This window comes from Geodermatophilus sp. URMC 65, from assembly GCF_053502545.1.
Map to the genome: position 1 here is coordinate 1,418,035 of NZ_CP199954.1, position 20,644 is coordinate 1,438,678.

Annotated in this window: 23 protein-coding genes; 13 read left to right on the plus strand and 10 right to left on the minus strand. The window is 74.4% G+C overall.

The genetic code is table 11. The features are described 5' to 3' along the window. Positions 1 to 7 precede the first annotated feature (7 nt). On the plus strand, positions 8 to 1,531 hold the full coding sequence (locus ACWIX7_RS06815; RefSeq protein ID WP_448620797.1) for an FUSC family protein: 1,524 nt from the start codon (positions 8 to 10) through the stop codon (positions 1,529 to 1,531). A 7-nt stretch (positions 1,532 to 1,538) separates the two neighbouring features. Here ACWIX7_RS06815 and ACWIX7_RS06820 read toward each other — a convergent pair whose 3' ends face one another. The 4 genes from ACWIX7_RS06820 to ACWIX7_RS06835 form a co-directional block, all read right to left on the minus strand. Next, positions 1,539 to 2,498, minus strand: a complete 960-nt coding sequence (locus ACWIX7_RS06820) for an ABC transporter substrate-binding protein (RefSeq protein WP_448620798.1) — start codon at positions 2,496 to 2,498, stop codon at positions 1,539 to 1,541. A 61-nt stretch (positions 2,499 to 2,559) separates the two neighbouring features. Continuing rightward, positions 2,560 to 3,021, minus strand: coding sequence for a nitroreductase family deazaflavin-dependent oxidoreductase (locus ACWIX7_RS06825; protein WP_448620799.1), 462 nt, complete (start codon positions 3,019 to 3,021; stop codon positions 2,560 to 2,562). 18 nt (positions 3,022 to 3,039) lie between these two features. Beyond that, positions 3,040 to 4,284 carry a glutathionylspermidine synthase family protein gene (locus tag ACWIX7_RS06830; RefSeq protein ID WP_448620800.1) on the minus strand — a complete coding sequence of 415 codons (1,245 nt, stop codon included), beginning with the start codon at positions 4,282 to 4,284 and terminating at the stop codon, positions 3,040 to 3,042. Between the two features lie 114 nt (positions 4,285 to 4,398). Beyond that, entirely contained in the window at positions 4,399 to 4,812 is a 414-nt protein-coding gene (locus tag ACWIX7_RS06835; protein WP_448620801.1) for a hypothetical protein, read from the minus strand. Between the two features lie 141 nt (positions 4,813 to 4,953). Between ACWIX7_RS06835 and ACWIX7_RS06840 the strand changes: the two genes are divergently transcribed. After that, entirely contained in the window at positions 4,954 to 5,811 is an 858-nt protein-coding gene (locus ACWIX7_RS06840; RefSeq protein WP_448620802.1) for a formate/nitrite transporter family protein, read from the plus strand. Between the two features lie 76 nt (positions 5,812 to 5,887). Continuing rightward, the gene (ypfJ, locus tag ACWIX7_RS06845) at positions 5,888 to 6,802 is read left to right on the plus strand and encodes a KPN_02809 family neutral zinc metallopeptidase (RefSeq protein ID WP_448620803.1); all 915 of its coding nucleotides are present in this window, start codon (positions 5,888 to 5,890) and stop codon (positions 6,800 to 6,802) included. A 171-nt stretch (positions 6,803 to 6,973) separates the two neighbouring features. On the opposite strand, the gene ACWIX7_RS06850 is transcribed toward ypfJ, so the two are convergent. Continuing rightward, entirely contained in the window at positions 6,974 to 7,819 is an 846-nt protein-coding gene (locus ACWIX7_RS06850) for a siderophore-interacting protein (RefSeq protein WP_448620804.1), read from the minus strand. 299 nt (positions 7,820 to 8,118) lie between these two features. Here ACWIX7_RS06850 and ACWIX7_RS06855 point away from each other — a divergent pair, with 299 nt between their 5' ends. The 7 genes from ACWIX7_RS06855 to ACWIX7_RS06885 all read left to right on the plus strand — a co-directional run bounded on the left by ACWIX7_RS06855 (position 8,119) and on the right by ACWIX7_RS06885 (position 13,652). Further along, on the plus strand, positions 8,119 to 8,946 hold the full coding sequence (locus ACWIX7_RS06855; protein WP_448620805.1) for a hypothetical protein: 828 nt from the start codon (positions 8,119 to 8,121) through the stop codon (positions 8,944 to 8,946). A 5-nt stretch (positions 8,947 to 8,951) separates the two neighbouring features. Next, positions 8,952 to 9,479, plus strand: a complete 528-nt coding sequence (locus tag ACWIX7_RS06860) for a phage holin family protein (protein ID WP_448620806.1) — start codon at positions 8,952 to 8,954, stop codon at positions 9,477 to 9,479. 40 nt (positions 9,480 to 9,519) lie between these two features. Further along, positions 9,520 to 10,188, plus strand: a complete 669-nt coding sequence (locus ACWIX7_RS06865) for a DUF3618 domain-containing protein (RefSeq protein WP_448620807.1) — start codon at positions 9,520 to 9,522, stop codon at positions 10,186 to 10,188. Positions 10,189 to 10,462: 274 nt separating this feature from the next. Further along, entirely contained in the window at positions 10,463 to 10,843 is a 381-nt protein-coding gene (locus tag ACWIX7_RS06870; RefSeq protein ID WP_448620808.1) for a response regulator transcription factor, read from the plus strand. Next, positions 10,840 to 12,066, plus strand: a complete 1,227-nt coding sequence (locus tag ACWIX7_RS06875) for a sensor histidine kinase (protein ID WP_448620809.1) — start codon at positions 10,840 to 10,842, stop codon at positions 12,064 to 12,066. The genes ACWIX7_RS06870 and ACWIX7_RS06875 overlap by 4 nt, the downstream gene beginning before the upstream one ends. Before the next feature lie 324 nt (positions 12,067 to 12,390). Continuing rightward, complete coding sequence (locus tag ACWIX7_RS06880; RefSeq protein ID WP_448620810.1) at positions 12,391 to 12,996, plus strand: signal peptidase I; 606 nt, start codon at positions 12,391 to 12,393, stop codon at positions 12,994 to 12,996. Then, positions 12,993 to 13,652 carry a response regulator gene (locus tag ACWIX7_RS06885; protein WP_448620811.1) on the plus strand — a complete coding sequence of 220 codons (660 nt, stop codon included), beginning with the start codon at positions 12,993 to 12,995 and terminating at the stop codon, positions 13,650 to 13,652. Before ACWIX7_RS06880 ends, ACWIX7_RS06885 begins: the two co-directional genes overlap by 4 nt. Before the next feature lie 71 nt (positions 13,653 to 13,723). Here the strand turns inward: ACWIX7_RS06885 and ACWIX7_RS06890 are convergent, their stop codons facing one another. Further along, positions 13,724 to 14,422 (minus strand): response regulator, encoded by a 699-nt coding sequence (locus tag ACWIX7_RS06890; protein WP_448620812.1) that lies wholly within the window; start codon positions 14,420 to 14,422, stop codon positions 13,724 to 13,726. 110 nt (positions 14,423 to 14,532) lie between these two features. Next, a complete protein-coding gene (locus ACWIX7_RS06895) occupies positions 14,533 to 15,075 on the minus strand; it encodes a class I SAM-dependent methyltransferase (RefSeq protein ID WP_448620813.1) in 543 nt (180 codons plus the stop codon). Between the two features lie 144 nt (positions 15,076 to 15,219). Here ACWIX7_RS06895 and ACWIX7_RS06900 point away from each other — a divergent pair, with 144 nt between their 5' ends. Continuing rightward, complete coding sequence (locus tag ACWIX7_RS06900; protein ID WP_448620814.1) at positions 15,220 to 15,513, plus strand: flagellar FlbD family protein; 294 nt, start codon at positions 15,220 to 15,222, stop codon at positions 15,511 to 15,513. Positions 15,514 to 15,621: 108 nt separating this feature from the next. Next, entirely contained in the window at positions 15,622 to 15,969 is a 348-nt protein-coding gene (locus ACWIX7_RS06905; protein ID WP_448620815.1) for a hypothetical protein, read from the plus strand. A gap of 158 nt (positions 15,970 to 16,127) precedes the next feature. Here the strand turns inward: ACWIX7_RS06905 and ACWIX7_RS06910 are convergent, their stop codons facing one another. Both ACWIX7_RS06910 and ACWIX7_RS06915 read right to left on the minus strand, forming a co-directional pair. Continuing rightward, positions 16,128 to 16,397 carry a hypothetical protein gene (locus ACWIX7_RS06910; RefSeq protein WP_448620816.1) on the minus strand — a complete coding sequence of 90 codons (270 nt, stop codon included), beginning with the start codon at positions 16,395 to 16,397 and terminating at the stop codon, positions 16,128 to 16,130. A 154-nt stretch (positions 16,398 to 16,551) separates the two neighbouring features. Beyond that, a complete protein-coding gene (locus tag ACWIX7_RS06915; RefSeq protein WP_448620817.1) occupies positions 16,552 to 16,719 on the minus strand; it encodes a hypothetical protein in 168 nt (55 codons plus the stop codon). Between the two features lie 151 nt (positions 16,720 to 16,870). On the opposite strand from ACWIX7_RS06915, the gene zwf reads away from it, so the two are divergent. Next, positions 16,871 to 18,358, plus strand: a complete 1,488-nt coding sequence (gene zwf, locus ACWIX7_RS06920; RefSeq protein WP_448620818.1) for a glucose-6-phosphate dehydrogenase — start codon at positions 16,871 to 16,873, stop codon at positions 18,356 to 18,358. A 365-nt stretch (positions 18,359 to 18,723) separates the two neighbouring features. Here the strand turns inward: zwf and gndA are convergent, their stop codons facing one another. Continuing rightward, entirely contained in the window at positions 18,724 to 20,238 is a 1,515-nt protein-coding gene (gene gndA / locus ACWIX7_RS06925; protein ID WP_448620819.1) for an NADP-dependent phosphogluconate dehydrogenase, read from the minus strand. Positions 20,239 to 20,644 lie beyond the last annotated feature (406 nt).

A 20,644-nucleotide genomic window follows, 5' to 3' on the forward strand; every position in this document is an offset into this window, starting at 1 on the left:
TGTGGTCGTGTCCGCTGCTGCTCGGTTGCCCACGCTGCTCGGCCCGCCGCTGCCCGCGCTCTCGGCGCTGTGGCGGACCGGCGGCCGGCGCGGGGTCACCGCGGCGGTGTGCACGGCACTGCCGCTGGCCTGCGGCGTCGCACTGGGCCGGGCCGACCTCGGCTCGGCCGCGGCGCTGGCGGCCTTCACCTCCGTCTACGGGCACGCGCTGCCGTACCGGCGCCGGGCCGCCGTCGTCGCGGGCGTCGGCGCCGCGCTGACCGTGGCGGGCACACTCGGGGCGCTGGCCGGCGGGCACCCGGTCGTCCTCGCGCTGCTGTGCGGCGCGCTGGCCGCCGCGGCCGCCGCAGCGACGGTGCACTGGCGCATCGGCCCGCCCGGCCCGCTGGGTCTCGTGCTGGTCGCCGGCGGGTCGAGCGCGCTGGGCACCGGCCCGGCCGACCTGGCCGCGCACGCGCTGGCCGCCGCGGCCGGGGCGACGCTGGCCTGGGCGGGCTGCCTGCTGCCGTGGCTGTGGGACCCGACCGGCCCCGAGCGGCGGTCGCTGGACGCCGCCGACGCCGCGGTCACCGCCGTCGAGCGCGGCGGGCCGGGGGCGCCGCTGCCCGGCGCGGTCGCGCACGCGGTCCGGGTGGCCGACGTCGCCGTCCGCACCGGCAGCAGGCGGGGCGACGGCAGCCTGCGGGCCCGTCTGGACGGCGTCGAGCAGCGGTTCCTGCGGGCGCTGCCGGTCGTCGGACCCGACGTCGCCCTGCCGCCGGTCACCGGCGCCCCCGAGACCCGCTGGTGGCACACCCCGAAGATCGCGACCGCGCTGCGGACCGGCACCGGGACCGCGGCGGCCGGCCTCGCCGCCGCGGCGCTGGACCTGTCGAGCCCCTACTGGGCGGCGAGCACCGCGGTGAGCGTCCAGCTGGGCACTGACGCGCGGGCGACCCGGGTGCGGGCGCTGCAGCGGGCGGTCGGCACCGCGCTGGGCGTGCTGGTCGCCGGCGCGCTGGTGTGGGCGGACCTCCCGGTGGTGGTGGAGGTGCTGCTGGTCGCGGTGCTGCAGCTGGCCGTCGAGCTGCTCATCGCCCACCAGTACGTGCTGGCGGTCACCTGCATCACGCCGCTGGTGCTGCTGCTCGTGCACATCGGCGCGCCCGGCCGCTCCGGCGCCGCCCTGGTGGTCGAGCGGCTGGCCGAGACCGGGGTCGGCGTCGTCCTCGCCCTCGTCGTCGGGCTCGCGCTGCTGCCCCGCGCGGCCAGCCGGCGGCTGCCGAGCGCCGTGCGCGCCGCGACCGAGGCCGCCCGCGCCGCGGTCGCGGCCGCGCCGGGTGGCCCGGCCGACAACCGGCTGCGCGAGGCGCTGGTGCAGCAGCGCGAGGTGGCCACCGCCGCCCGCGCCGAGCTGTTCCCCGGCCCGGCCGCGACGGCCTGGACGACCCGCGCCCGGGCGGTCGCCGACCTCGGCTGGGGGCTGCTCGGCGCCCGGGCCCGGGGGGACGACGAGCTGGCGGCGTCGCTGGCCCGGCGGCTCCCCGGCTGACCGCGGCTCAGCTCTGCAGCTGCTGCGCGAACCGCTCCAGGTCGTCGAGCACCAGACCGGCGCCCAGCGGGCCGATCGCCAGGAACCAGCGGTCGTCGCCGACCTCGAACGCCAGGCCCTGCTGCACCGCGGACAGCCCCTGCCACAGCCCGCCGGAGGTGATCTCCCCCGCGGCGGCCTGGCCCTCCCCGCCGTAGGCGGCGTAGAAGACGAGGTCGCCGTCGGCCTGGCCGATCTGCTCCGGGCTCACCTCGACGAAGGTCTCGGCCGTGCGCTGCACCTGCGGCCGCGCGAAGCCCACGTCGCCGAGGACGTCGCCGATGAAGGAGCCTTCCCCGTAGAGCCGGACCGCCGAGCCGTCGAGGAAGCGCACCATGCTCACCTCGGTCGCCGCCGGGTCGCCGTAGAGCGCGCCCACCTCGACGGCGCGCTCCTCGTACGCGGTGAGCAGTTCCTCGGCCTCGTCCGAGCGGTTCAGCGCTTCCCCCGCCAGCCGAAGGTTGTCCTCCCACGTCTCGCCGATCGCCTCCGCGAAGACGGTCGGCGCGATCGCGGAGAGCCGGTCGTGGATGTCGGCGTGCCGGACGGCGTTGGACAGGATGAGGTCGGGCTCCAGCGCGGCGATCTGCTCGAGGGCCGGCTCGGCGATCGTGCCGACGTTCGCGATCGCGGCCCGGTCGACCCCGGCGTCCTCGATGTAGGCCGGCAGCTCGTCGCTGACCCCGGTGCGCACGGCACCGACCGGGGTGACGCCCAGCGCCAGCACCGCGTCGAGCTCACCGGTGTCGAGGACGACGACGCGCTCGGGGGTGCCGGTGACCTCCGCGGTGCCCATCGCGTGCTCGACCGTGCGGACCTCGTCGGCCGCGGTGGACGGCGCCGATGCCGTCGTCCCGCCGTCCGCCGAGCCGCAGCCGGCCAGCACCAGTCCCGACGCCACCGTCAGGGTCGCCCACCTCGTCCGCACCGTCGTCCTCCTCGAGCCGCCGGCACCTCCGGCGACACGGGAGAACTTAGGGCAGCCTCACCTATGCCGGATTGGCCGGGTCCGCCCGCTCGACGACGAACACCGGGATCTCCCTGTCGGTGCGCTGCTGGTACCGCTCGTACTCGGGGTAGACCGCGACGGCCCGCTCCCACCACTGCCGCTTCTCCTCGCCGGTCACCTCGCGGGCGACGCCGTCCCACGGCTCGGGCCCGTCCTGCACGGTGACCTGGTCGGGGTGGGCGCGCAGGTTGGCCACCCACGCCGGGTCCTTCGGCGCGCCGCCCTGCGAGCCGACCATCGCGTAGGCGCCCTCGTGCTCGACCCGCATCAGGCCGTTCTTGCGCACCCTCCCGGTCCTCGCACCGCGGGTCCAGAAGATGGCGATCGGGATGCCGGTGTCGCGCAGCGTGTTGGCCTCCCGGCCCCCGGTGGCCTCGTAACGCTCGACCTGCTCGCGCACCCAGGCCTCGGGACTCGGTTCGTACTCACCCTCCAACGGCATCCCCCGACGGTAGGTCGGCTACCGGCGCCCGGCCTGCGGAGCGGTGAAGTCGATGGTGTGCGGCACGAAGAAGCTCAGGTTGTCGGTGATGAGCCCGTCGCTCTCCCGGATGCCGAGGCCGGCCGGCTCGCCGTCGACCACCCAGGCGCCGAGCACCGGGTGGTGCGGACCGTCGACGCCGGCGAAGTCCGGCAGCGGCGCGAACTCCTGCACGACCCAGCCCTCGGTGCCGTACCGGCCGGGCAGCTCCACGGTCACCTGCCCGTCGCGGACGATCTGCACGTTGGCGCCCTCCCGACCCCACAGCGGCTTGCGCACGTACGTCCGCCAGGACGACGGCAGCTCGTCGGCGAAGTAGGCCGGCAGCAGCAGCGGGGACAGCGCCGGGTCGCTGCCGAAGAGCTGCCAGAGCACGGGCAGCAGCGCCTTGGTGCTCCACAGCATCTTGTAGGCCGGCTCCACCCAGGTGGTGCCGCCGGGACGGGCGGCGTCGGCGAGGACAGCGGGACCGAACTCGTCCTCGATCAGCCACTCCCAGGGGTAGAGCTTGAAGACGACGTCGAGGTGGCGGCCCTGCCGGTCGTAGAACCGGCCGTCCCCGTCGTCGAGGGCGATGTCCTCGACGACGAGCTCGATCGCCTCGTAGCCGGCCTGGACGACGGTGTCCATCAGGTAGGCGATGGTCATCCGGTCCTCGCCGGAGCGCTCCTCCGAGGTCCAGGCCAGGTGCACCCGGGGGCGGACGCCGGTGCGCCGCTCCCAGCGCAGCAGGTTGCGCTGCCAGGCGGCGACGAGCTTGTCGTGCAGGGCGTTCCACTGGTCGGCGCCCTGCCCGGTGAACAGGTGCCAGTTCCACTGGGTGACGGCGGACTCGACCAGGCCGGTCGGGGTGTCGGCGTTGAACTCCAGCAGCTTGGGCGGGCCCTGCCCGTCGTAGCGCAGGTCGAAGCGGCCGTAGACGCTCGGCGGCTCGGCCTCCCAGGTGCGCCGGATCTCCGGGCGGGCGATCGGCGGGATGCCCATCCGGTCGAACAGGTCGTGCTCGACCACGTGGTCGCCGGCGGCCACGCACATCTCGAACAGCTGGGCGACCCAGCCCTCGAGCTGTTGGACCTCCGCCATGGTGAAGTCGTAGAACGGCCCCTCGCGCCAGTAGCTGCGCACCTCGCCGCCGGGCAGCTCGGTGCGGTTGTAGACCAGCCCCTGGGCCTCGATCTCGGCCTCCCAGCCGGGGCGCACCACCCCCGCCTCGACGCGCCTCACGATCTGGCTCCCCTCCTCCCCCGCGGTCGTTCCCGTGTCGAGATCACGTGATCTTGGCGCTGTGGCGGCTCGGAACGTGCGAGATCGCGTGATCTCGACGGAGGAGCCGAGCGCTCAGCTGCCCGCGCCGGTGCCGGCCCGGCTGCCGGAGTCGCTGCCGCCCACCCCCGAGCCGATGCCGCCGGTGACCCGCGTGCCCGCAGCGACCCGGCCGGTCGAGGGCAGGCCGGCGCGCTGACGGGCCGCGGTGTCACGCGGGTCGATCCGGGTGCCGCCGCTCGGCAGCACGGTGCCGACCGGCAGGCCGGGGCGGAAGCCGCCGAGGTAGAGGAAGAACAGCCCTGCGCCGGGGCCGCGGTAGTCGTCGTCGCAGTAGTCGTCGTCGACGATCTCGCCGTCCTCGTTGGTGCAGTAGGCGACCTGCTCCTGCTCCTCCTCGTCCGTGCCGCAGGCGGCGAGGAAGCCGGTGGCCGCGGTCGCCAGCACCGTCGTCGTCAGTGCGCCACGGACGCGGTTGGAGACCGCCATGTGCTCTCCCGGTGTCGGAGGTGTGTCGGCCGACCCTAGATCGTCCAGGTCGGCCGGTGCCCCGGCCCGCATCCGGGTGCCGGATCCGGGCTGGAGTCGTACGGTTCGGCCCCTGAGGTCCGTTCCCGCGCGGAGGCGCTGATGTCCGACCGCCAACCCCCCGAGATGGCCCAGGTCGCCAGTGAGACCGGGGCGAAGAAGATCCACCGCACCTGGGACCGCGTGCTCGTGAGCGCCTTCCTCGGTGGTGCCTACATCGCCTTCGGCGCGCTGGTGGCCATCACCGTCTCCTCGGGCCTGGACCCGGCCACGTGGGGCACGCTGCCCACGCTCTTCATGGGCGCGGCCTTCACCCTCGGCCTGATCCTCGTGCTCATCGCCGGCTCGGACCTGGCCACCGGCAACATGATGCTGGTCCCGCTGGGCGCGATGCACGGACGACTGAGCCTGGGCGACGTCGGCAAGAACCTCACGCTGGTGCTGGTCGGCAACCTGCTCGGCGCGCTGTTCGTCGCCTACTTCCTCGCCGTCCAGACCGGGGTCATCGGGTCGCCGGGCGCCTCGGGCAGTGCAGCCCTCACGCACGACCGGCTGGCCTCGATCGCCGAGGCCAAGGCGCTCCACGAGTCCCCGTGGCAGGTGTTCCTGCGCGGCGTCGGCTGCAACTGGCTGGTCTGCCTGGGGGTGTGGATGTCCCTGGCGGCGTCCTCGGTGTCGGGCAAGGTGCTCGCCGTCTTCCTGCCGATCATGGCGTTCGTCGCCATGGGGTTCGACCACGTGGTGGCCAACATGTTCTTCCTGCCGGCCGCGGTGTTCGCCGGCATCCCGGACATCGGCTGGGGCGACGTGCTGCTCAACTGGCTGCTGGCGGGCGCGGGCAACCTGGTCGGCGCGGTGGTCTTCGTCTCGACGTCCTACTGGTACCTGTTCCTGCGCGACGAGCCGGCCGAGCAGCCCAGCCGGACGCCGACCGGCGGGGAGGCCGCTGAGCGCGCATGACCCGACCCGGTCGGGGGCACCGCCGCTGCGGATGGCACCGGCTCGGCGTGCCACACGACCGGGAGGGTGCCCAGCCATGAGGTACAGCGAGGGAGCAGACCTCGACCCGTCGGGCGTGCAGGACCGCCGGGGTGGCGGCATCGGCGGAGGGCGCGGCCTCGCGGTCGGCGGTGGCGGGCTGGGCCTGGTCGGCGTCCTCGTGCTCGTGCTGTTCCAGGTCCTCGGCGGTGGCGGTGAGGGCGGGACGGGCGCGGCGCTGGGCCAGTTGAGCGGGCTCGGGGAGGGGCAGACCGCGGACAACACCCAGCTGGAGCAGCAGTGCCAGACCGGCGCCGACGCCAACGAGTCGCTGGACTGCGCCGTCGTGGCCGACATCGAGTCGATCCAGGACTACTGGTCCGGCGTGCTCGGTCCGGACTACCGGCCCACCGACACGGTGTTCTTCAACGGCTCGGTGCAGACCTCCTGCGGCGGGGCGACCAGCGGCTCGGGGCCCTTCTACTGCCCGGGCGACCAGCTGGTCTACATCGACCTGTCCTTCTTCGACACGCTGCAGCAGCAGTTCGGCGCGGAGGGCGGGCTGTTCGTCAGCGCCTACGTGATCGCCCACGAGTACGGCCACCACGTGCAGAACCTGCTCGGGATCAACCAGCAGGTGACGCCGGGCGAGACCGGCCCGGCCAGCGGCACCGTGCGGCTGGAGCTGCAGGCCGACTGCTTCGCCGGGACGTGGGCCAACCACGCCGAGACCGTCCCCGACGAGTCCGGCCAGCCGCTCATCGCCGAGATCACCCAGGACGACATCGACCGGGCACTGGACGCCGCGGCCCGCATCGGCGACGACTTCATCCAGCAGAACCTGGGCGGCGGCACCGTCGACCAGGACGCGTTCACGCACGGCTCGTCGGAGCAGCGGCAGCGCTGGTTCACCACCGGCTACGAGACGGGTGACCCGGCGCAGTGCGACACGTTCGCCACCGACGCCCTGTAGGAGGACCCGCCTGCCCCTCCACCGTGGAAGGACCCCGCGGGCGGGCCGCTCCGGTGATCAGCTGGGATCACGGTCGCGGGTCCTGGCTCACCACCGGTGGTGAGCCAGGACCGCGGACGATCAGCTCACCTGATCACCCGGCGGCGGGACGGGGCCGCGGAGGCGGGAGGCTCAGGCGACCTGGCCGACCGTCTGCTCGTCGGCCTCCACCGCGGCGTTCCACTCCGCCTTCTCGGCCCGCCAGCCCTCGTCGGTGCGACCCAGGCGCCAGTAGCCCGACGCCGAGAGCTGCTCGCGCGGCACCGCGCGCTCCACCCGCAGGTAGCGGCGCAGCTCGCGCACGAACCCGGCCTCGCCGTGCACGAAGGCGTGCACCGAGCCGGTGGGCAGCGCGGCCCCGCGGACGGCGGCCACCAGTGCCTCCCCCGGCAGCCCGGTGCGGTGCACCCAGGTCAGCTCCGCACCGGCCGGCAGCGGCAGCGGCTGCTCCTCGGCGGCGTCGGCGACCTCGACGAACACCCGGGCCGCGGCGCCCGCGGGCAGCCGCTCGAGCGAGGCGGCGATCGCCGGCAGCGCGGTCTCGTCGCCCGCCAGCAGGTGCCAGTCGGCGTCCCCGCTGGGCGCGTAGGCGCCGCCGGGGCCGAGCAGCTGCACCCGGTCACCCGGCCGGGCGGCGACGGCCCAGGGGCCGGCCAGCCCCTCGTCCCCGTGGACGACGACGTCGAGGACGAGTTCCCCGGCGGCCTGGTCCCAGGCCCGCACGGTGTAGGTGCGCAGGCACGGCCACAGCTCGCGCGGGTGCTCGCGCTGCACGGCGTCCATGTCGAACGGCGCGGCGTAGGGCGCGCCGGCCGGCGGGAGCACCAGCTTGACGTAGGCGTCGGCGTACTCGGGCGCGAACCCGGCGAGGCCCTCTCCGCCGAGCACCACGCGGACCAGGTGGGGCGTCGGACGCGAGGTCCGCAGCACGGTGGCCAGCCGGGGCGTGCGCGGGCGGCGCGGGGCCTTGTCGGCCATGGCGGGAACTCCCTCGGGTCGAGCACGGATAGGTGAGGCTCACCTTAGTCGCTTTCCCGGGGCGGGAGCCGCGCCCGGGAGGAGCAGGGCCGGCCGGAGGGACACGCGGGGGTCGCACCGTCCTCCGTCCGGGGTGTCCACCGACCGGTCCCTGCACCCGCACCCCGGTGCCGTGGAGCACGACCCGGGTGCCCCGTCGTCCCCGGACACGGATGGGAACGGCCGTCGGCAGGCCATGTGTGGGTGATCGTTTGACGGGTACCGCCTCGGCTGACCACGACGTTTGCCGAGGAGGAACGATGACTCACTCGATCGATGCCCCGTTCCCGCCCCCGCCCTCCACCGGCTCGGGCGCCACCAGCGGGGCCACCACGGCCACCACGACCACGACCACCTCGACGGGCTCGCCGTCGACCAGTGACGTGGCCAAGGACGAGGCCCGCAACGTGGGCCAGACCGCCGCCCAGGCCGGCAGCCAGGTCGCCTCGACCGCTGCCGACCAGGCCAAGGAGGTCGCCCACGAGACCCAGCGACAGGCGCAGGACCTGCTGCACCAGGGGCGCCAGCAGCTGCGCCACCAGACCGTGGCCCAGCAGCAGAAGGCCGCCTCCGGGCTGTCCTCGCTGGCCCAGGAGCTGCGCGGCCTGGCCGACGGCAGCAGCCAGGGCGCTCCCGGCCCGGCGCGCGACCTGCTCCAGCAGGCCTCGGGCTACGTCGAGCAGTTCGCCGACCGGCTGCAGAACCGCGAGCCGGCCGACCTGCTCGACGACGTCCGCGCCTTCGCCCGCCGCCGGCCCGGCACCTTCCTGCTCGGCGCCGCGCTCGCCGGTGTCCTGGCCGGTCGCCTCACCAGTGGCGTGAAGGCCGCGCACAGCGACGACTCGTCGGCGAGCGGCACGCAGCAGTACCGCAGCAGCTACGCCCAGACGAACTACGTCGACCCGGCGCCGGCCTACTCCGGGTACGCCGAGACGACGTCCTACGAGACCACCACCGGCGGCGGGACCACCGGCACACCCGTCCCGCCGCCGCCGTACGGCACCGTCCCGCCCGCGGGCGCCGCCGTCCCGCCGACCACCCCGGCCGGCTGGGACGACCCGACCCGCCGTCCCGGTCAGGGGGTCTGACCCACATGAGTTCTCCCTACTCCGGCGCGACGCCGGTCGGCTCGTCCTCGGGCCAGGAGCCGTACGCCCAGGGCAACTACGCCGTGTCCCCCGACGAGTCCTACGGCGCCCACAGCGGGGCCGCGGGCACGCCGACGACGGCCGAGGGCCGGCCCGACGTCGAGGGCACCTCGGTCGGGCAGCTGTTCGGCGAGCTGGCCAAGGACCTCTCCACGCTGATGCGGCAGGAGGTGGCCCTGGCCAAGGCCGAGGTCCAGGCCGAGGCCAAGAAGGCGGGCAAGGGCGTGGGCATGATGGCCGCCGCCGCGGTCGCCGGGTTCCTGACGCTGCTCTTCCTCTCCAACGCCCTGTGGTGGGCGTTGGAGAACGTGATGGACGCCGGCCTGGCCGCGCTCATCGTCGCCGTCCTCTGGGGCGTCATCGGCGCGATCGCCTTCTCCATGGGCAAGAAGAAGCTGCAGCAGGTGAACCCCAAGCCCGAGCGCACCGTGGACACGCTGTCCGACGTCCCCAGCGCTCTGAAGCCCAACTGACCCGCGGCCCCAGGCCCCCTCAGACATCGGAGTACCGACCATGACCACGAGCAACGACCCCGAGGCGATCCGGCGGCAGATCGAGCAGACCCAGCGCGAGCTGAGCTACGACGTCGACGCCCTCAACGAGAAGGTGAACCCCTCCCGCGTCATGGACCGCCGGGTCAGCGCGGCCAAGGGCCGGATCGGCCGGGTCCGGGAGCGGGTGATGGGCAGTGCCCACGACACCCGGGCCACGGCCCAGCACCGCACCCAGAACGCCGCGGGCACCGTGCAGGACCGGGCGCACGACGCCGCGGAGTCCGTTCAGGGTGCCGCGCAGCAGGCCGCGCACGCGGTGCAGCAGGCCCCGGACACCATCGTCCGCCAGGCCCAGGGCAACCCGCTGGCCGCGGGCCTCATCGCCTTCGGCGTCGGCTGGCTGGTCTCCAGCCTCCTGCCGGCCTCGGAGCGGGAGCGCCAGCTGGCCGAGCAGGCCGAGTCCGCGGTGCGCGAGCACAAGGACACGCTGCTGCAGCCGGCGAAGGATGCCGCGCAGGAGATCCGCGAGGAGCTCCAGCCCGCCGCCCAGCAGGCAGTCCAGGAGGTCAAGTCCACCGCGCAGGACGCCGCCCAGACCGTCAAGCAGGAGGGCCAGTCCGCCGCGCAGGACGTCCAGGGCCAGGCCCAGGAGTCTCGTCACACGGTGCAGAGCCAGACGCGCAGCTGAACGAGGGCCTCCCTGCCCCCACCGTAGACGGACCCCGTCCTACCCACCCTTCGCACGCTCAGGGTGGGGCCCGGGACGGGGCCACGGCGGGACCATTCAGAGAGGCCACTGCACCACCACCAGTGCGCCCCGCCGGGCCCTCCCCGGCGGGGCGCGCTGCTGTCCGCGGCCGGGTCCCCTGTTGGGGTGAGGCCCCGGCGGGTGCGCTGCAGTCCGTCCTCGCGAGCGCCGACGTCCCCCGGGACGACACCGCCCGAGCGAGGGAGCCCGACCCGTGCCGACCGCAGCGCCGCGCGTCCTGGTCGCCGACGACGAGGACGACACCCGGGCACTGGTGGGCCTCGCCGTCCGCCGCGCCGGCTGCACCGTCGCCACCGAGGTCCCCGACGGGACGCAGGCGCTCGCCGCCGCCCGCACCGACCCGCCCGACCTCGCCGTCTCCATGCCGGGTGCGACCGGGCCGGAGGTCTGCGCCGCGCTGCGCGCCGACCCGGCCACCGCCGGCGTCCCGGTGCTGCTGCTGTCGGCCGGCGCCTCCGCCGACGACGTCGCCCGCGGCCTGGCCGCCGGCGCCGACGCCTATCTGGCCACGCCCTTCCCCGTCGCCGGGCTGGTCGCGCAGGTGCGCGAGCTGACCTCCGGGGGAACCGCGTGACCGTCCTCGAGCCCGAGCCGGCCGAGGAGCTGGCCCGGCTGCGCGCGGAGAACACCGGGCTGCGGGCGCAGATGCAGCACCGCGACGACGAGCTGCAGGTCGCCACCCGGATGCTGCAGGCCCGCGCCCAGACGATGACCAGCGTCATCGACGCGGTCACCGAGCAGTCGATCATCGGCACCGACGTGGACGGCGTGATCCGGGTGTGGAACCCCGGCGCCGAGCGGATGCTGGGCCTCCCCCGCGCCGACGTCGTCCGCCGCCGGTCGATCACCGAGTTCCACCTGCCCGAGGAGCTCGACGACGCCGGCGGCGGCCTGGCCGGCCTGGTGCGCACCGCACAGGAGCAGGGCAGCGACGTCCGGGACTGGACCTACGTCGCCGCCGACGGCGCCGAGCTCACCGTCTCGGTGGCGGTCACCCCGCGCACCGACGACCGCGGTGTGCACGCCGGGTGGAACTTCGTCGGCACCGACATGACCGAGGCCCGGGCGACCGAGCGCATGAAGGACCAGTTCGTGAGCCTGGTCAGCCACGAGCTGCGCACGCCGCTGACCTCCATCCTGGGCTACCTGGAGCTCGTCCTCGACGACCCGGACCTCGGCGAGGAGTCGCGGGCGCACCTGGGCACCGTCGAGCGCAACGCCCGGCGGCTGCTGCGCCTGGTCGGCGACCTGCTGTTCACCGCGCAGGTGGACGCCGGCCGGTTCAGCCTGCAACCGGCGGACGTCGACCTGGCCGACGTCGTCCGGGCGGCGGAGGAGACCGTGCGGGTCACCGCCGCGGCGACCGGTGTCGAGGTCGTCGTCGACGTGCCCGACGACGGCCTGGTGGTGCACGGCGACGCCGTCCGGCTGGGGCAGGCCTGCGACAACCTGGTCTCCAACGCGGTCAAGTTCACCCCGGCCGGCGGCCGGGTCACCCTGGCGCTGCGGTCGGCCTGGCGGACGGCGGACGGCGCGGTCGTCGACGCCCCGCAGGACGACGCGACGCCGGTCGCCCGGCTGGCGGTCAGCGACACCGGCATCGGGATCCCCGCCGGCGAGCAGGGCCAGCTCTTCGCCCGGTTCTTCCGCGCCTCGACCGCCCGGCGGCACGCGGTGCCCGGCGTCGGGCTGGGGCTGGCCATCACTCGGGCCATCGCCGCCGCGCACGACGGCACCCTCGAGGTCGCCAGCGTCGAGGGCCGGGGCACCACGTTCACGCTGACGCTCCCCCGCTGAGGTCCGCGGCCCCCTCGCAGGTACGGGGACCCCGTCCTCATCACCGTGGGGGACCCCGTGGGGGCACGGGGATCCCTCCATCTTGCGGATCCCTCGTGGTTGGCGGGCGGGTGCCCTGCGGTCGGGCGGCCAGGGTCGTTCCTGTCCCCGGGTCACCGCGATCCCGGCCCCACGCAGGAGGAACCCCGGTGAGCAGCAGCACCCCGCCGGCCACCGCCGACAACACCTTCCAGGGCAAGACCAGCACCCTGGCCCTCACCTTCTCCGGCGTCCAGCGCGCCGCCACCACCCGCTGACCCCGGCGACGACGAACCGGACACCGCCATGACCGCCGTCCTCCCGCTCCGCACCCCGCCGGCAGCCCGCACGCTGCCGTTGGTGGCCCCGGCAGCCCTCCGCGTCCTGCGCGACGCCCTGGCGTTCCTGGGACGCTGGTCGGTGCGGCTGCTGGTGACCGCGGCGGTCCTCGCCTTCGCCGTCCTGGCCGCCGGCCCGCACCTGCTGGGCTACCGCACGATGACGATGCTGACCGCCAGCATGGCCCCGGGCATCGAGCCCGGCGATGTCGTGATCACCACCCCGCTGGTCGTCAGCGACGTCATCGAGGGCATGGTGATCAGCTACCACATCCCCATCGACGACCACCGCGTCGTCAGCCACCGCGTCATCGACGTCCAGCGCGCCCCCGACGGCACCGTCACGGTCCGGACCAAGGGCGACGCCAACGACCACCCCGACCCCTGGACCGCCGTCCTGCAGGGCGACACGGCCTACGAGGTCCGCGCCGTCGTGCCCGAGCTCGGGCACCTCATCACCGCCCTGCGCGCCCCCGCCGTCCACCACGCCCTCGTCCACGGCGTGCCCGTGGTCCTCGCCGGCTGGCTGCTGCTCGCCATCTGGCGGCCGGGGGACGAGGAGGACGAGTCGTGAGCGCCGTCCCGACCGCCCTCGTCGTCGGCGCCGACACGGCCGGCCGCGCACCGCTCGCCGCACTGCTGCAGCTGACCGGGTGGGACGTGCGGGAGTCCGCCGGCACCCCGGAAGCGCTCGGCCTGGCCCGGCGCCTGGAGCTGGACCTGGTCGTCGTCGACCTGGACGGCCCGGCCGGGGAGGCGCCGGCCCTGCTGCGCCGGCTCCGGCTGGTCGGCTGCCGGGCCCACCTGCTCGCCGTGACCGCCACCGCCGACGCCTCGGACCGGGCCACCGTCCTCGAGGCCGGCGCCCTGGCCTGCCTGCCCCGGCCGGTGGACGCCCTGCTGGTCGGCCTGCTCGCCCGCCGGGCACCCGGACCGCAGGCCCCCGTCGCCGGCGACGCCCCTGGTGCGGACGTCGACGCCGAGCTCATGGACCGGCTGCAGCAGGTGTACGCCGCCGCACTGCCCGACCGGCTGACCGCCATCGCCGACGGCGCCCGTACCGGGGACGCCGCAGCGCTCGCCCGGGCCTCGGCCACGCTGGCCGGCACCAGCGCCCAGCTGGGCCACCCGGAGGTCGCCGCGGTCTGCCGGGCCATCGCACGAGACGCCCGCCGCGGGGTCCTGGCGCACGAGCTCGTCGTCGAGCTGCGCAGCGTCGCGGGCGGCTGAGAGCGGAGCCTGGCCCCCCTTGCAGGGTCCCGCCGCGAGCTCGCGAGTGGCGGGGGGCAGGGGGTCCTTCTTCAGGCGACGAGCCGGTAGCCGACGCCGCGCACGGTCCGGATCGACGGCGAGGAGAGCCCCGCGGCCTGCAGCTTGCGGCGCAGGTTGGACATGTGCGCCTCGACCAGGCGCACGCTGCCCTCCCAGTCGGTCTGCCAGACCTCGCGCAGCAGCGTCTCGCGCTGCAGCACCCGGCCCGGGCGCGAGGCCAGCGCGGCGAGCAGGTCGAACTCGGTGCGGGTCAGGTCGACGACCACGCCGTCCACCCGCACCTCGCGGCTGTGCTCGTCGACCTCGAGCTCGGCGAGCCGGAGCACCGACTCCTCGGCCGGCGTGGGACGCGGCGCGGGGATGCGCGGACGGCGGAGCATCGCCTGCACGCGGGCGACCAGCTCACGCGGCGAGAAGGGCTTGGCCATGTACCCGTCGGCGCCCACGGCCAGCCCGATGAGCAGGTCGACCTCCTCGGCGCGCGCGGTGAGCATGAGGACGTAGCACTCGCTCTCGGCGCGGATCTGCCGGCAGACCTCGGTGCCGTCGGCGTCCGGGAGGCCAAGGTCCAGGACGACGACGTCGGGCGCCGCGCGCCGGACCTCGGCCAGCGCCTCGGCACCGGACGCCACGGCGCGGACGTCCATCCCCGCCCGGCGCAGGACCGTGCAGACCAGGTCCCTGATCTCCTCGGTGTCCTCGACGACGAGCACGGACTGCTCGGACACGACGTCTCCTCCTGTTGCCTGTGCGACCGGCACCGGGCCGCGGGGGTCGGGCGTCACCTGACCGGGTGATCGGCGGAGGCCCGGGCCGCCTTGAGCGCGGTGTCCCGGCCTCACCCGGGAGGAGGAGGCGCGGCCCCGGCGGGACGGCGCAGCTCGACGGCGGCAGAACCGATGCCCGCGGCCGCCGCCCGGCGGTGCACGGCGGCGAGGCCGAGGCCGCGGGCGCCGCCCAGCCGGGTGACCGGCGCGACGACGTCGTCCGCCGTCCCCGGCGTCATCACCGAGAAGGCGACGACGACCCGGCCGGAGGGCGCGAGCACCCGGTCGACGACGTCCCACGTGGCCGCCTGCGCGGGGTCGGTGAGCGCCCGCACGTCGAAACAGACGACGACGTCGATGGGGACGGACCCGAGGTCGGCGTCGGACAGCGCGGCCGCCTGCAGCCGCACCCGGCCGGCCTCGACCGCCGCGCGGTTGCGGCGGGCAGCCGCGGCGACCATCGTCGGCGAGCGGTCGACGCCGAGCACCTCGCCCGCCCGCTCGGCCAGCAGGGCCACGAGGACGCCGTGGCCGCAGCCCACCTCGAGCACCCGCTCCCCCGGCCGGGCCGCGACCACGCCGGCGGCCCAGATCTGTCGCGCCGACGCGGTCACGGCGCCGACCGTAGGGCTCTCACCCCGACGGGGCGGACCGTGCGGCGCGGGCTCAACCGGGGGCGCCGAGGGGTCGAAGGCATGGGCACCTCACTCCCGAGGGAGCCGCCGGGGCCCGATGCCCCGCCCACCCGGAGGACCGCGATGATCGGCCTCACCCGCCGCACCGGCGAGCACTGCCGTCTGGACCCCGACCACATCGAGCGGGTCGAGGCCGGGTCGGACACCGTCGTGATCACGACCGACGGCAGCTGCTACTGCATCCGCGAGACGATCGACCAGGTCATCACGCGCATCATCGAGTACCGCGCCAGCGACATCGCCGCCTGCTACGTGCTCGACCGCGGTGAGGACGCCGACCCGCTGGGCCTCGGCGGCTCCGGCGTCCCGCCCCAGGCGCACGCCCCCGGCCCCGTCGTGCCGATCCGGCTGCCCTGACCGCAACGGCTCCTCCCCCCTCGGGAGGGGCCGCACCGGCTCGGGTCGACCTCCGTCGGTCCACGGCCGAACTCCTGACCGGAACACCGACCCAGCGAGGAGACGACCGTGAAGATCACCGCCCGCGGGGTGCCCGCCACGGACGCACAGGTCTACAGCGAGGTCGCCCAGCTGCTCGACCGACGGGCGGCGATGAAGCACCCGCCGTTCAGCCTCACCGTGTCCGACTCCGTGGCGCTGGGCATCGCGCGGCTGTTCCGCAGCACGTCGCTGTCCGGCGAGGTGCTCGACCGCTTCGCCGCCGGCAGGAGCGTCGACAGCGACGAGCTGGTCGAGGCCGTGCGCTTCGAGCAGGGCTACGCCTCCCCCGAGGGCTACGCCGCGCTGCGCTGCCTGGTGCTGTGGGTGCACCACCAGGAGCACCGTCGCGACGAGCGCCGCGCGCACGCGGGCTGAGACGCGCGCCGCACCGCAGCAGCGCCTCGTCGCCGGCCAGGCGACCGGCACGGTCCGAGGCACCTCGGCTGGGCGGGATCCACGGCACCCCCAGCACACCGATCCAGCGGCAGTGCTGCCCCTCCAGTGGGGCGATGCTGGGGGCGAGGATCGGCGATCTAACCGGCTGTTGCCGCTTGGGGCGCCGATGCCTGCTGCGGGCCGCTTGCCGACGCCGAGCCGTCCGATGCGCGGAGCAGCTGCGCCATCGCCTCGAGGTTGTCCGCCGCCGACGCGCCGCCGCACGTCAAGGAGGCGAGGATCGAGCCGAGCAGACCGTCCCGGTCAGCCAGGATCCGGACCCGACCGATCTCGACGACGAGACCCAGCAGATCGAGACGGAGTCCGTTCGGGATGTCGAGGATCACACATTCCACCGGCGTCGTCATCGAGCGCCCCTTCCGATGATGGGCGTGCGGTTCACTGCACGCAGCAGGATCCGAGCCTCCTCGGCAGTCGCCTCCCGCCGCTGCACCTTCGGCGGCGTCGGCACAGCGACAGCCTGGAAGGACGGATTCAACACGCGACGGCGTCACCGAAGCGTCACCGGTCCATCACTCGAACCACGCGAGGCAGGCAGCGCCGACCGGACGCCGGCCAAGCGCAGCTGGCCGGCGCGGTCACCCGCGAGGCGCGCAGCTGGTCGGCCGCCTTGAAGCGGGCCATCTGGGCGCTGCGCCGGACCACGTGCAGCGGGCGGTTGATCTCCACCCCACCCTCGGGACGCGAGGAACCAGCGCCGCTCCTCTCGCGTGTCGTGGGTGCTCGCACGTGCCCACGCCTGGCGGGGTATGGAGAGAGCGCACTGGCCAGGTGGCCGATCCGCGGCTGCAGCAAGTGCGGAAGGGTGGCACGGCAGCTCATGACCGATTCGGATCGGCGATCTCCGCCCTGCGCACTGGTCATCTTCGGCGCCTCGGGCGATCTCACGGCACGCAAGCTGCTACCGGCGCTGGAGCGGCTCGCTGCCTACGGAGCGCTGCCGCCGGAGGTGGCCGTCATCGGCGTGGCGCGAACCCCGATGACCGACGACGAGTTCAGGGAGTACTGCCGCGAGCGGGTGCCCGGGACGGAGAACCCCCGCTGGGCCCAATTGACTGCTGCCGCGCGATACGTCGCCGGGGCGTATGACGACCCCGCCACCTACCAGCGGCTGTACGAGGTGCTGGACGAGTGCGATCGCTCCGCTGGAACATCCGGCAACCGGGTCTACTACTTCGCCACCCCACCACGGCTCTTCGGCCCTGTCGCGCTCAGCCTCGGGAAGGCCGGACTCAGCCAGCCGATGGGGAACGGCTTCGTCCGGGCGGTGATCGAGAAACCGTTCGGCTGGGACGAGGAGAGCGCCCGTGAGTTGTACTCCGACCTCTCCTCGGCGTTCTCGGAGGAGCAGATCTTCCGGATCGACCACTACCTGGCCAAGGAAACGGTGCAGAACCTGCTCGCCCTGCGCTTCGCGAACTCCATCTTCGAGCCGATCTGGAACCGCACGTGGGTCGACAACGTGCAGGTCACCGTCGCCGAGACGCTCGGCGTCGGTGACCGGGGCGGGTTCTACGAGACCACCGGCGCGATGCGCGACATCGTCCAGAACCACGTCCTGCAGGTGCTCTCGTTGTTCCTCATGGAGCCGCCGACGTCCTTCCACCCGGAGGCGATCCGCGACGAGAAGGTGAAGTTGCTGCGTGCGATCCGGCCGCTCGAGACGGAGGCGGACATCGCCGCCAACGCCGTCCGGGGGCAGTACACCCGCGGGGGGACCCGGGACGACCTCATGCCGGGCTACCGCGAGGAGTCCGGCGTCGACCCGTTGAGCCACACCGAGACGTTCGTGGCGATGCGACTCGAGGTGGCCAACTGGCGGTGGAACGACGTCCCCATCTACGTGCGCACGGGCAAGCGGCTCCCGGCGCGGGTCACCGAAGTGGCCATGGAGTTCCACCGGCCACCGCAGCTCCCGCTGTTCCCCAGCCGGGAGCACAACTCGGAACCGGACGCACTGATCGTGCGGGTCCAGCCGGACGAGGGCCTCAGCCTCCGGTTCGGCGCGAAGGTCCCCGGCCACGCCTTCCGGGTCCAGAAGGCGTCGATGGACTTCTCCTACCGGAGCTTCGACGAGCAGTCGATCGATGCCTACGAGCGGGTCATCCTCGACGCCCTCATCGGCGATCCCACGCTGTTCATCCGAGCCGACGAGGTCGGCCGGTGCTGGAAGATCGTCGACCCGATCCTGCGGTACTGGGAGCACGATCCCCGGCCGATCCCGCTCTACCAGGCTGCGACCTGGGGACCGCCCGAGGCCGCAGCACTCATCGCCCGGGACGGCCGTGGATGGCGCTCCCTGGCCTGAGCATCGAGGAGGGGCGGGATCCGGCCGAGGATCCCGTCGGTGTGGCCGCAGCCCCGGCTACGACCGACCCGGTCGCCCACCACGGTGAGGGGCCGGTGTGGTCCCCCGCTGGGGCGGGTTCCGCCGGGCGGACCTGCCGGCCGGGGACGTGCTCTCCCTGGCCGACGACACGACGGTGGGCCGGCGGCACGTCAGCGAGGTGGACGCGGCGCTGCGTCGCCGACGGGACGGCGGCGCAGCCCTCGGCATCGAGCATGGCTCCGCCCCGGACGGCGCCTGCACATCCTCTGCGGGGGCCGTCCGGGAGCGGGCACGAGGCGGTGGTGCCACCGGTCCTCGGAGGTGGGGACCGCCCCGCTGCGACCTCAGCTCCGCCCGTGACCAGGCGAGCCCTCGGTCCGGGGGCGCGGGCGGTCGGGGACGGCGTCGGACCAGGCGTCCGTGCGCACCTCCGTGCCGTCCTGGCTCCACCGCGTGTGGAAGGAACCGTCGGCGTCGACGCGGTGGTAGGTGTGGGCGCCGAAGTAGTCGCGCAGACCCTGGATGAGGTTGGCCGGGCCGCGTTCGCGCCGGTAGCCGTCGTAGTAGGACAGGGACGACGCGAAGGCCGGGATCGCCACTCCCTGCTCGGTCGCGGTTGCCACCACCCGCCGCCAGGCGTCCTGTGCGTTGGCCACGGCGTCGGTGAAGTACGGCACCATCAGGAGGTTGACCACGTCGCCGTGCTCGGCGTAGGCCTCGCGGATCCGGTCGAGGAACCGGGCGCGGATGATGCAGCCCCCGCGCCAGATCATGGCCATCGCCCCGAGGTCCAGGTCCCACCCGTTCGCCTGCGACGCCGCGCGCATCTGCGCGAAACCCTGGGCGTACGCCACCACCTTGCTCGCGTACAGCGCCAGGCGGACGTCCTCGACGAGGTCCTCGCGGTCGGCGCCCTGCCCCGGCGCGGGCCCGGTCAGCGTCGCCGCCGCCGCCCGCCGCTCCTCGCGGAGCGCTGAGAGCCCGCGGGCGAACACCGCCTCGGTGATCCCGGTGAGGGGGACGCCCAACTGGAGGGCGTCGATGGCCGTCCAGGTGCCGGTGCCCTTCTGGGCGGCCTGGTCGACGATCACGTCGACGAGGGGACCCCCGGTCTTGTCGTCGGTCTTCGCCAGCACCTTCGCGGTGATCTCGATGAGGAAAGAGTCCAGGTCACCGGAGTTCCACCGCTCGAAGATCCCGGCGATCGCCGGTACGTCCAACCCGGCCACGTGCCGCAGCAGGTCGTACGCCTCGGCGATGAGCTGGATGTCGGCGTACTCGATCCCGTTGTGGACCATCTTCACGTAGTGGCCGGCGCCGTCCGGGCCGACGTGCACACAGCACGGCGTGCCGTCGACGACCGCGGCGATCGAGGTGAGGATCTCCTCCACCTCGGCGTAGGCGGCCGGGTCGCCCCCCGGCATGATGCTCGGTCCGTTGAGCGCGCCCTCCTCGCCGCCGGACACTCCGACACCCATGAACCGCAGGCCCCTCGCCGCGCAGGCATCGGTGCGCCGTCTGGTGTCGGGGAAGTGCGAGTTCCCTGCGTCGATGAGGATGTCGCCCTCGTCGAGCAACGGCGTGAGCTCCTCGATGACGGCGTCGACCGGCGCTCCCGCCTTCACCATCACGATGATCGTCCGTGGCCGCGCCAGCGCCGCCACGAAGTCCTCGAAGCTCTCGCACCCGGTGAAGCTGCCCTCGCTGCCGTAGGCCGCGACGAACTCCTCCATCCGCGCGGTCGTCCGGTTGTGCACGGCCACCGGGAATCCGTGGCGGGCGATGTTGCGAGCCAGGTTCGCCCCCATCACCGCCAGCCCGGTGACCCCGACGCGGCACTGCCCTGTCGAATCAGTCATCGCACACCTCTGCCTCCTCGGTTCTCGACCCCGCAGCGACACCTACGTCGGCTGCTGGCCGGCTGGTGCATCCGGCGCGGTCGTCGCGTGAGTACCCGGTCCGGCTCCATCGGACCCGGAGCGGCAGCCGCGTGGCACGACGCAGGCCCTCACGGGGTCATCGACCCCTCGCGCCGCTGACCGTCCTGCAGCGGTCCGCCGCGCGCTTCCACGCACGAGCTGGAACGCCGTCAGCTGCAACCAGAACTGCCACCCCGCCGGCCGGCTCTCAGCCCTCGTCGTCGGCGCTGGCTGTGGCCTCAGCTGGCGGCTGCGGGCTTCACCCGCGCCGCAGCTGTTCGGTCATGGAGGCGACGGTGACACGCGACGGTCGCATGCTGGCCGGACGTCGCTCGCACCGACCGCC